Origin of the sequence: Belliella baltica DSM 15883, assembly GCF_000265405.1 — a bacterium.
GTDB lineage: Bacteria > Bacteroidota > Bacteroidia > Cytophagales > Cyclobacteriaceae > Belliella > Belliella baltica.
On the sequence record NC_018010.1, the window covers coordinates 1,518,330 to 1,530,176 of the forward strand.

The 11,847-nt window shown below is 36.9% G+C and carries 9 protein-coding genes; 2 read left to right on the forward strand and 7 right to left on the reverse strand.

Features of this window, described 5'->3' with window-relative positions; all coding sequences use genetic code 11:
- Positions 1–2 precede the first annotated feature (2 nt).
- Positions 3–1,178 carry a BamA/TamA family outer membrane protein gene (locus BELBA_RS07005; protein ID WP_014772039.1) on the forward strand — a complete coding sequence of 392 codons (1,176 nt, stop codon included), beginning with the start codon at positions 3–5 and terminating at the stop codon, positions 1,176–1,178.
- A gap of 1 nt (position 1,179) precedes the next feature.
- On the opposite strand, the gene BELBA_RS07010 is transcribed toward BELBA_RS07005, so the two are convergent.
- From BELBA_RS07010 to polA, 5 genes are all read right to left on the reverse strand, one after another.
- A complete protein-coding gene (locus BELBA_RS07010) occupies positions 1,180–2,490 on the reverse strand; it encodes an ATP-binding protein (RefSeq protein ID WP_014772040.1) in 1,311 nt (436 codons plus the stop codon).
- Positions 2,491–2,616: 126 nt separating this feature from the next.
- Entirely contained in the window at positions 2,617–3,993 is a 1,377-nt protein-coding gene (gene radA, locus BELBA_RS07015; RefSeq protein ID WP_014772041.1) for a DNA repair protein RadA, read from the reverse strand.
- Positions 3,994–4,110: 117 nt separating this feature from the next.
- On the reverse strand, positions 4,111–4,437 hold the full coding sequence (locus BELBA_RS07020) for a nucleotidyltransferase domain-containing protein (RefSeq protein ID WP_014772042.1): 327 nt from the start codon (positions 4,435–4,437) through the stop codon (positions 4,111–4,113).
- Entirely contained in the window at positions 4,421–4,888 is a 468-nt protein-coding gene (locus BELBA_RS07025; protein ID WP_014772043.1) for a nucleotidyltransferase substrate binding protein, read from the reverse strand. Before BELBA_RS07025 ends, BELBA_RS07020 begins: the two co-directional genes overlap by 17 nt.
- 117 nt (positions 4,889–5,005) lie before the next feature.
- Positions 5,006–7,828, reverse strand: a complete 2,823-nt coding sequence (polA, locus tag BELBA_RS07030) for a DNA polymerase I (RefSeq protein WP_014772044.1) — start codon at positions 7,826–7,828, stop codon at positions 5,006–5,008.
- 238 nt (positions 7,829–8,066) lie between these two features.
- Between polA and BELBA_RS07035 the strand changes: the two genes are divergently transcribed.
- A complete protein-coding gene (locus BELBA_RS07035; RefSeq protein ID WP_014772045.1) occupies positions 8,067–8,378 on the forward strand; it encodes a seryl-tRNA synthetase in 312 nt (103 codons plus the stop codon).
- Between the two features lie 78 nt (positions 8,379–8,456).
- Here the strand turns inward: BELBA_RS07035 and BELBA_RS07040 are convergent, their stop codons facing one another.
- Together BELBA_RS07040 and BELBA_RS07045 are read right to left on the reverse strand one after the other, a co-directional pair.
- Positions 8,457–9,056, reverse strand: a complete 600-nt coding sequence (locus tag BELBA_RS07040) for a hypothetical protein (protein WP_014772046.1) — start codon at positions 9,054–9,056, stop codon at positions 8,457–8,459.
- A gap of 207 nt (positions 9,057–9,263) precedes the next feature.
- On the reverse strand, positions 9,264–11,783 hold the full coding sequence (locus tag BELBA_RS07045; protein WP_041779266.1) for a M14 family zinc carboxypeptidase: 2,520 nt from the start codon (positions 11,781–11,783) through the stop codon (positions 9,264–9,266).
- Positions 11,784–11,847 lie beyond the last annotated feature (64 nt).

Below are 11,847 nucleotides of genomic sequence, written 5' to 3' on the forward strand. Positions count from 1 at the left end.
TTATGCGGAAACTTACTTCGCGTTTTGATGTTTCTGATCTTATGATAAGGAAGTTTACTTCAATTCTACTACTTGTTTTCGTTTCAAGTTTGGGAAATCCAATCCATTCACAGTCTTTTGTGAAAAAGTATATCAATACCTTGGTGAATGATACTTCTGATATCAGTAAACCGCAGTTTTTGATTTACCCTACTTTGGCCTATGCTCCAGAGACAAGTTGGGAAATTGGCTTGTCCTCACTCTATGTTTATTATGCAAAAAGAGATACTTCCAATCGATTAAGTGAGATCAATGGATTTACTTTCATTACATTAGAAAATCAGTATGGGCTTTGGTTTGATCATGCAATTTATTCAGATCAGAGTAAATGGTTTTTTTTAGGTCGATTGCGGTTACAAAGTTTCCCTCTTAAGTATTATGGGATAGGTATGGATTCACCCGCAGATTACCTTGCTTTAGTAGATGCCAATCAGATTTTAATCAAAGAGAGAGTCTTGCGAAAAATAAAAAACAATTTATTTTTTGGTTTGGAAGTCGATTTTCAAAGACTAGCACAAGCAGAGTTCAAAAGAGCTCCTGAAAGCCCAGTTTTTGAATTCCCTCGAGGTAGTGAGGGTTCCTCCAATTTGGGTTTTGGTGCAGGGCTTGTTTATGACAATAGACACAATGTCCTAAATGTCAGAAATGGATTCTTTTCTGAACTAGCCTACCTTAGATATTCCTCTGCGATAAGTACGTTTGGATTCAATTCGATTATTTCTGATACTCGAATTTATAGGCCAGTTAGTAAGAATACTGTTTTTGCCGCTCAATTGCTAGGTCAATTCAATTCAGGTGATGTTCCCTTCAATCAACTTGCATTGATGGGAGGAGAGTCAATGATGCGGGGATATTACACTGGGAGATTTAGGGACAATAATCAGCTTGCTACTCAAGCAGAGTTAAGGTTTTTACCTCTTCCTTTGGGGTTTTCAAATAGAATTGGAGCAGCAGTTTTCGGAGGAGTAGCGACTGTATTCCCAAATTTTGAGAATTTAAACCTGAATAAAATAGCCTGGTCTGCGGGTGGAGGATTGAGATTTTTATTATTTCCTAAAAAAGATATTTATACACGAATTGACTATGCCTTAACTAGAGAAGGTTCAGGGTTTTATTTATTTATTGGAGAGGCTTTCTGATTTATAAATCTTCTAGTGAAAGCGCTAGATATGTTGGCGTGTAGTTTGGCAATTGAGATAGAATGAATTTGGATTTCATTTCCAAAATGGGAATGCTAATTTTTTGTTTGTTCAATTTCACCTCTGCAAAAGTTACAGTTTTTTCAATTTCATTTATTGCTACAATATCTATTTCATCTTGATTATCCTTAGACCAATAGCAACCGATTTCGGTAAATGAATTTGTTGCTTTTAATTTTTCTATAAAATACTTTTCTAAGATTGGGCCAACAAAGATCGGGTAGTCTCTCAGAATTATTTCTTTAACAAGTTGGTAATTTTCAATTTCTACAGCACTTCGGTATTTATAGATAAATCGGAACCAAAACGAAATGAAATTATCTTCAATTTTATATTTTATTTTTCTACTTGAGGGTTTTGATAAAATCGGTCTGATCTTTTTAATGATGCCAAAATCTTTTTCTAATTTATCTAAATAAACGCCCGCACTCACATCTAAAATTGATTCAATCTCAGGTCTTGAAGTTTTGGAGGATGCTATTAAAGAGAGAATTGAAAAGTATGTGCTATAATCTTTACCAAATTCTTCAATCAAGACATTTTTCCCCTCCTCTAGCAATAAAGAACTTGTTTTGAATACTTCTTCTAGCATACTTTCTAGCGTAAAAGCCTCTGCTAAAACAAAAGTCTCTACATATTTTGCAGCTCCTCCTGTGAGTGCATAAAATGCCAAGAGATTTTTGGGTGTAAAACTTGGGGTATTATCAGCAAGGATTTCTTTTAACACTGAAACTTGAAATGGTTTGATATGCATTTTTGCAGTTGCTCTGGCAAATAGCGGCTCTTTGGCATTTTCATATATCTTTGTCATTAAGGAATAGACAGAACCACAAAGAATTAAGTTGATTTTACTTTGAGCTTTATTCGTGTCCCAAATGTTTTGCATATCATTGAAAACAGATGGGTTGATCTGATAAAACTCTTGAAATTCATCTATGATCAACATGAAGTTTCTTTCTTTTGAAAGCTCCATTAACCAAGCAAAAACACTTTTGAATTGGCTGATTTCACCATATGCAGTCACTCCAAGCGTTGTCTGTATTATCTCTACAAACTCCTTGCATAGTAAAGGCTCACTTTTTTTTGCTACAAACAGATAGATGGACTCCTGATTATCGCTTGCTTTCCTCAATAGACTAGTTTTACCAATCCTCCTTCTCCCAACAACCATAGTCATTTGTGCCTGTTTTTTTGACTTAAGGATTAATTTATCAAGTACAGCTAATTCCTCTTCTCTATTATAAAATTTCATTTCCTTAATTATTGTAATAGAAATTACAGTAATTATTTTTACAATAAAAATAGCTTAGAAAAAATAGCACTATCGTGGAACTCTACTGAATAGCATTTGAGAATTTTTCAAAAAATAAAGGGTCTACTAAGAAAACAAACCCTGATACATTTCCTCTAGCTTGCTGACTTGAATGACTTTGATTTTGTATTTATGAATATCCATTCCCTTGACCGCATATTTGGAAACCATGATTCTTTTGAAGCCCAACTTCTCTGCTTCAGCAATTCTATTTTCAATTCTGTGAACAGCTCGAATTTCGCCGCCTAATCCAACTTCTCCTGCAAAACATAAATCTGCCGGCACGGGCGTGTCTTCATAGGACGAAATCAAAGAAGCACAAACAGCCAAGTCCAAAGCAGGATCATCCACTCTTAATCCGCCGGCAACATTCAGGAAGACATCCTGCTGACCTAACCGCATACCACCTCTTTTTTCCAAAACGGCTAAAAGCATGTTCAATCGCTTGGCGTCATGTCCGGTACTACTTCGCTGTGGAGTTCCGTATGTTGCTGGGCTTACAAGTGATTGAATTTCAATTAAAAGTGGTCTATTCCCCTCCATCATAGCTCCTATGGCCACGCCATTGAGCAATTCTTCTCTTTGGGTTAATAAGATCTCTGAAGGGTTGGCTACAGGTCGCAGTCCTTCTGCACGCATTTCGTAGATTCCCAATTCATGTGTTGAGCCAAATCTGTTTTTGGAAGTTCGCAGGATTCTATAAGTCAAATGTCGATCACCTTCAAACTGTAAGACCGTATCCACCATGTGTTCCAACACTTTTGGACCAGCAATCGCACCATCTTTGGTAATGTGTCCTACCAAAAACACAGGAGTTCCAGTTTCTTTGGCAAACTTCATCAATTCAGCAGTACATTCTCTGACTTGGCTCACAGATCCAGCAGCCGATTCCACATGTTTGCTGTGTAATGTTTGGATTGAATCAATGACCAAGATATCAGGATCGAGCGCTTCTATTTGTTGAAAAATAGCCTGAGTATTAGTTTCAGAAAGGACGTAGCAGTTCTCTGATTTGAGAGGCATACGCTCTGCTCGCATCTTGATCTGTGACTCGCTTTCTTCACCGGAAACATAAAGGATTTTTGTCTGATTGAGCATCAGCGCGATCTGAAGCATTAATGTAGATTTCCCAATTCCTGGCTCACCACCTATCAAGACCAAAGAACCCGCAACAATTCCACCTCCGAGTACCCGATCTAATTCCGCGTCATGGGTGATCAATCTAGGTTGATCTTCAAAGTTGATCTCTTGTAATCTTTTTGGAACACTAGCTCTTTTTTCTTTGGTACCCCCTTGTTTCCATGATCCACGTCCCACTTCCTCTTTTTGGACTACTTCTTCCACGTAGGTATTCCATTCTCCGCAAGAAGAACATTTACCCAGCCATTTAGGACTTTGTGCGCCACAGTTTTGGCAGAAGAAGGTGGTTTTGGTTTTGGCCATTTCTATTTTAGATTTTAGAGGGTAGATTTTAGATTGAGTGGAATTTTGGAAATAGTTATTTGGCGATTAGTAGAGGGTGGTTTGGGAAAATTTAGGTTATAGTTATTTAGTTGATGATCAAGTTTTTGTGTAAAGTTCTTTTCCAACCCGATCGATATGTTCTTTAAAATTAGGATTTGTGATTTTATGGTAAATAGAAAGATCAATTTTATAGGGTAATAGAAGATCATCCAAATCTGTCTCTATCTCTTGTTGGATAGTTAGATTTAAATTAATGCCTTTCATGCATAAATCTATGTCTGATGCAGGTTTGAAACTCCCAATAGCTCTTGAGCCGTAAAGTAGTACCTGTTCTACGGAGTTGTATTGAGAAAAAATATCTTGGATATTTTGAATTTCTTCTTCAGTTAATCCGGAATTTGTTATTTCAGTCGAACTGATCATTATTTCCATTATTTAACTTTAGTTCCATTATACCGTCAAATGCAAGAAATGCAGGATAATACGCTTCTAAAATTTTGAGATAAATTTCATCAGCAGTTTCTTCGTTGTCAGTATGTGAAGTTTTATTTCTACTTCCAATCATATCCATCCACACTTTTCCATCTTCAATTAATTGCAATTGAAAAGCCTCGCGGGTAGCATCTCTACTTCCTCCGATTGTAGAGTTTCCTTGATAAGAAGCATAGTCCTTCATAAGATTCCAAGCCAATTCATGTGTATATTCAAATCTTTGAATTAAACCCTCTTTAATCATTTCATCCAATACATCATCGAGTTTTATTTCATCATCTTTTTGAAGATGAAGCTGAATATAATTTACTGCTTCAGATAATTTTTTTAAAGCCTTTCTGTAATTAGCAAATCGCTGTTCCCATCTGATGTCTCTGGCCATGGTTCTTGGGTGTTTTAATAATTCACAACTAATATACTTATCTTACTTCTTGACTCTTATCTCTTTTACCTAGGTTTTTAAACTTCACCCTTCCTCCTTCTTCCTTCACCCTTCCTCTTAGTGAGCTTCCAACCAATCCTTGCCTAGGCCAACTTCCACTTCTAAAGGAACGGTGATTTTCACAGCGTTAGACATGATTTTAGGGATTTCACTTTTCAATAGTTCCACCTCATCCTTGTGTGCATCGAAAACCAATTCATCATGCACTTGAAGGATCATTTTTGATTTTAGTTTTTCTTTGATCATCCAATTGTGCACTTGGATCATTGCAACCTTGATCATATCAGCTGCTGAACCTTGAATAGGAGCGTTGATGGCGTTGCGTTCAGCAAATCCACGCATGGTTTGGTTTCGGCTATTGATATCTCTTAAATATCTTCTTCTTCCGAGAATAGTTTCCACATATTCGTTTTTCCTCGCTTTTTCGATACAGCCATCCATATATTCCTTGACAGCTGAAAACTCCTTGAAATAAGAATCAATGATTTCTTTTGCCTCTGATCTTGGAATATTAAGTCTTTGTGAAAGTCCAAAAACGGAGATTCCGTAGATGATTCCAAAGTTGGCTGTTTTAGCCTTTCTCCGCATATCTGAGGTCACTTCTTCTAGTGGAACTTGGAAGATTTTTGCAGCTGTTGTGGCGTGAATATCTCTTCCATTTCTAAAAGCTTCTATCATAGATTCATCCTTCGAAAAAGCAGCCATTATTCTCAACTCAATTTGCGAATAATCCGCAGCTAAGATCACATGGTTTTCATCTCTTGGAACAAAAGCTTTCCTAATCTCACGACCTCGTTCTGTCCTAATTGGTATATTCTGTAGGTTTGGATTAATGGAAGAAAGTCTTCCAGTAGCTGCGACAAACTGATTATAAGTTGTGTGGATTCTTCCTGTTTTTGGATTGATCATGGTAGGTAGTGCATCTACATAAGTAGATTTGAGCTTCACCATTTGTCGGTATTCCAAGATAGCTGCGGCGATCTCGTGCTCGCCAGCCATTTTGCTCAATACTTCCTCTCCTGTAGCAAATTGGCCTGTTTTGGTTTTTTTTGCCTTCGGATCGAGTGCTAATTTCACAAATAAAATCTCTCCCAATTGCTTAGGAGAAGCAAGGTTAAATTCTTCTCCGGCCAATTCATATACACGCTTTTCAATCGCTTTACTTTCTTCCTCCAAGACTTCCGACAATTCTGCCAAACTCTCAGTATCTATTCTTACCCCTTCAAATTCCATCGCTGCAAGCACATTGATCAAAGGGTTTTCTACTTCATGAAGTAATTTCTCCAGTCCATTCTCTTTGATCATTGGATCAAAAGTCTGCTTGAGCTTCAAAGTAATGTCTGCATCTTCTGCTGCATATTTACTCACTTCATCTTCGTCTACATCACGCATATTGCCTTGATTTTTGCCTTTTTTTCCTATCAAGGATTCTATAGAAACAGGCTTGTAATTCAGGTATTGTTGTGCCAACCAATCCATGGAATGTTTGCCTTCAGGCTCGATCAAGTAATGGGCTAGCATGGTGTCATAAAGCTTGCCCTTGACTTCCATACCGTAATTTTTCAACACCAAAATATCATACTTTACATTCTGACCGATTTTGATGATGTTTTCATTTTCAAAAATGGCTCGGAATAATTCCAACTTTTGTTTTGCTTCTTTTTGATCTGAGGGAAAAGGAATGTAAAAAGCTTCTCCAGCAATGTATGCGAATGATAAACCGACCAATTCTGCTTCATTCGGATTGAGAGCAGTTGTTTCGGTATCAAAACAGAATTCATCCTGCTTTTCTAAATAGCTGAGCAATTCCTTAATCGCAGCTTCACCATCTACTTTATGGTAATCATGGGCAGAGGTAAGAATATTATCATGAAGTTGAATTGCAGGAAGTGGGTTTTCCTCAGTAATTACTTCCAAATCATCATCTTCTTCAGACGGTGCAGGGCCTGTAAAAAGACCCAGCTGTTCACTGACTTTGATTTTTGGTTTTTTGATCGCTTCGCCAAAGACACGTTGGGTAAGTGTTCTAAATTCCAATTCAGCAAAAAGGGCCTTCAGTTGTTCTTCTTTTGGTCCATTATATTTTAAAGATACTTCGTCAAATTCAACAGGAACTTCGAGGCTAATGGTTGCCAATTCTTTAGATAGCAGCCCCTGAGCTCCAAAGTTTTCTACATTTTCCTTCTGCTTTCCTTTAAGGTCTTGCGTATTTTTCAATAATTCTTCAATAGAACCGTATTGTTTTAATAGTTTAACAGCTGTTTTTTCTCCAATTCCAGGAATTCCAGGGATATTATCAACTGCATCTCCCATCAAGCCTAAGATATCTCTGACCTGATCCACATTTTCAATATCCCATTTAGCACAGACTTCCTTTGGTCCCATGACGTCCACGGCATTGCCCATGAAAGCAGGCTTGTACAAGAAAATATGTTCTTCAACTAACTGACCATAATCCTTATCAGGAGTCATCATGAACACTTGAAAGCTTGTTCTCTCTGCTTTTTTTGCTATTGTACCAATAATGTCATCAGCCTCATATCCATCCAACTCCAAAATTGGAATGTCAAAAGCTTCTACAATCTGCTTCACCCAAGGAATACCAATTTCAATATCTTCGGGCTGTGCTTGTCTATTGGCTTTGTATGCTTCAAATTGAATATGTCTAAAAGTGGGAGCTTTGGTATCAAATGCAACAGCAATATGGGTGGGCTTTTCTTTTTCTAAAACTTCTAATAAGGTATTGGTGAAGCCTAGCATAATACCTGTATTGAGACCTTTTGAATTAATCCTAGGATTCTTACTGAATGCAAAATGAGCCCTGTAGATCAATGCCATGGCATCAAGTATGAAAAGCTTTTTATCTCCTTTTGAGGACATAGGAAGGTGATTTTTAAAGTTGAATATATTTTTGACTAGCGAGATTTCGCAAAACTATGAAAAGCTAAATTACAAATAATAATATAAAGGGGAGAGGCTAATTTTTATCAATATGAATTATAATGATTATATTAATAGATGAATTCTTACTTCTGGTCTAATTCTTGGTTATATTACACAGAAGGAATGAATCCTTACTTATTATTCTTAATTTATTTACTAACCAAAACTAATTACTATGAAAAAGATCGCGTACTTTTTATCGATTATGTTTTTATTCCTAGCCTACGCACCTATTGCTACTGCTAGTGATACAAACAAAGAAAAGTCTGAGCTTACAGTTGAAGAGCAAGAAAGATTAGATGAAATCAACAACAGAGTTGAAGAAATCAAGGCGATGGACTTTGCTGATATGAGCAAAGCTGAAAGAAAAGAAGTAAGAAATGAATTGAAAGAAATGAGGGAAGAAGCAAAGGCTCTAGGAAATGGTGTTTACCTTTCAGTAGGAGCTATTATTATCATTCTTTTGATTTTGATACTTCTGACCTAGTAAGATTCATCTTTAAAAGAAAAAAGCCTCTCATTTTTTGGAGGCTTTTTTCTTTTAATTCCATATTATTTAGAGAGTTTAAGAAGATTTTCCATTCAGCGCATCTACAAGTTCTCTTTTCAATTTTCTTTCTCTGTCTAACGTATTTTTTCTGTGCTGCTCAAATTCTTCTACTGTCTCCTCAAGATTTTTTCGAGCTTGTTTGATCACCTTATGGCTTCTGCTGAATTGATATAAGAAAAACAAAAATGCTCCGAGTAATCCTGCAACTATAGTCCACATGATGGTATTATAAAGGTTTTTATGGATCGGAATTCCCAAAAAGAAAAAACTATCTCGAGCTTCTAAAGCTTCTTCTAATTCACTTTGTGTGCCTGCTACTTGTGATTCAAGCTGATTGATTTTTTCTTGCTGATCTTTTACGGTTTGTTGAACGGCTTGCAAATCTTTTTCAAAAACACTTAATGAATCCAAGACATTTGATTTGATCTTATCCAAATTCGTTTTTTTTACAACTTTGTACTCTTGAAAATTATTTGAAATTTTATTCAAATAATCAAACTGACTTGAAATTGTTCCACTATTCAATGAACCGGTTTCTTCAGAAACCTCTTGTGCGTGACTTGTACTGATAAAAAATGAAAAGGCGATCAATGCAAGGAAAATGGTTTTATTCATGGGGGAATTGGTGTTATTTGTTTAATCTAGTTAATAATTTTTATAGTTAAATCCTAATTTTGTTGTCGAAACAATAACTGTGCCTTATAAGTCTTGAAAAAGTATTAAAGAAACATGTTCCAATTCTAAATATGTAAAAATCAAGAAGTCTGCCCCAAGCGTAGAGCAGACTTCTTGATATTGATTTAACTCGACTTTTTTAGTTTTTTATTGACCAACAAAGAAAATCGCATTAGCCATGATCAATTTTCCTGACTCCCAGAAACTTCTGAACATCGGGTTATCTACCATATACACAATTTGACCTCTTCCTTGATTTTCCATTCCATAGACCATCGACTGGTTCATTTGGGGTTTCAATTTATTTCCGATAAATCCAAAACGGTAATTTTCTAAACTTGGAATGATACCCGCATTGACACCATTTGTTAGATAGGCATATCTTCGTCCGTTATTTTTGAGTGTGTAATAATTTTTACCAACTCCAAATGACAAAGGATGGGTTTGGTCCATTTTCACCTCGAAAATAGCGCCAGCAGCAGTAGTTGAAATTCCCATTCTCTCTCGATCCTGATAAGGTTCGATTCTTGCTGATTTTTGGAATTCAGTGTCTGTTTTTTGTTGTGCTTTTTTCTCTTCCTCTGTGTCAAATCTACTCAAGCTAAAACCTTCTTTATCGGCAAACATCCCAACTGAACCTTCTATAGCGATGGCTTTTCCACCTGCTTTTACCCAGTCCATTACTTTTGTAAAACTTCCTCCATTAAGATAATTCCCAGAAGGAAGAATCAAAACGTCATATTTGTTCAAATCAAATCTACCCAACATATCGGCTTCTAAAATGCTGATAGGGTAATTCAATTCTTGTTCGAAAAAATACCAAATCTCACCGAAATTTAACGAAGAAGTTCCTGCCCCACTTACAACTGCTACTTTTGGAGCTTTGACCACTTTTACATCTGATGAGCCAAAGTCTTTTCCTTTATCAACATAAGAAGAATTTGAAGTGGCTAGGGTGATCTCGAATTTGTTTGCAAGATCTACTACTTTTTTGTCATAATCATGGACATATTGATTTCCATTTCTCATCAATAAAAGTGTTCCAGCAGGATAAGATTCACCATTGATTTCAAAGGCAAATTCTGTTACTCTTGCTCTGATTCCTTCCTGAAGCAAGGCTGCAAGAAACTTTGCGTGAACTGTGGCATTCCATGGAGCGATATAAGCCAGAGGAGCACCGTTTACCACATTCTTTTCAAAAACAGGTTTTTGATATGCTTTTGCAGCATCCAACTTAGTCTCTAATGCATAAGCCTGCAAGCCATAAGCAAATGGCAAAGCCCAGCTGGTGATATCATAAGTAATGCTGTCTTCCAAAATGGCCTCAGGTTCAAATAACACTTGGGTCAAAACAGATTTTACTTGATAAGCATTGACGATAATATCTTCTTCTGTTGTAGAAAATGAAGTTGATTTCCCTGTATTGTAATCCAAACCTCTTAGTCCTGAGCGATTACCCGCAAAGCCATAGGTGATTTTATTTTTGTCAAGCAAAGTGAGTAGGGCTTTTAATCTATCATGATTTCCATCTCCTTTGATTACAAAACTCTTATACTTAGCCTTTGGGTTAGTGCTATTGTCTTTGAAATATTTAGCGAATTCCTCAGTCAATCTTGCTGCATTTTTGGAAGTTACTTCCACGGCTGAAATTCCGGCGGTATGTTGATGGATGATTCTTTCTTCTAAAGTTACTGTATCTCCTAGTGCATTCAGCATTCCCAAGCCAGCTCTGCCAGATCCACCTTTTTCAATTGTCATCCCAATAGCTCCATTGTACATGGGATAGGTGTCACCATAAGATGGGTAAAGCAAATCAAATCTCTCCTTTGTGAAATATTGCCAATTATTTGCGTCAAACTTTGCAGCTGTATTTTTGCCATAAATATCTTGAAATTCGTGCTGAAATGGAGATACTTGTTCATGAATTGGCTTTGCTGCAGGGGCAAAATAAAATGGATCATTGATTCCCTGTTCGTGGTAATCTACAAATAGATGCGGCATCCATTCATGGTAAAGTTTGATTCTTTGCTCAGTTTCTGCTTGTGTTTGCCAAGCCCAATCTCGGTTCAAATCCATCAAATAATGGTTTGGGCGACCTCCCGGCCATGGCTCTGAGTGCTCAGTGGATTGTGGGTCAGGTTGTAAAATTTTATTCCCTTTTTGATTATACCATACTGTGTAGCGGTCTTTTCCGTCAGGGTTTGCACAAGGGTCAATGATCAAAACTTGATTTTGTAACCATGATTTTGACTCTGAATTGTTTGGATTCGCAACCTCCCAAAATGTCATCATCGCCGCCTCAGTAGCCACAGCTTCATTACCATGTACATTATATTGCATCCAGTTGATGGCAACTTTCGTGCTTGGGCTTCCTTCTAATAAACCCGTTCTTTTCAAGTTATCAGTTCGGATTTGCTCAAGGTTTTGCATGTTTTCGGGCGATGAGACGATCGCGACAAATAATGGACGATGCTCCACAGACTCTCCATAATATACCAACTCGACATTGGGCAAAGTGCTTGCGAGATGTTCGAAATAATCAACCACTCTATGGTGTGGAGTGAATCTTTCACCTGCTTTGTATCCCAAAAATTCATCGGGACTTTTTTGTGCTAATGAAGTCCCAACTACCAACAGGCTGAGGACAAGGGTATAAATTTTTTTCATATATGATGTGTTAAGCATTTTAAATTTCGCTTTTGTAATTTACACGCTTTGAGTAAAGGATTCA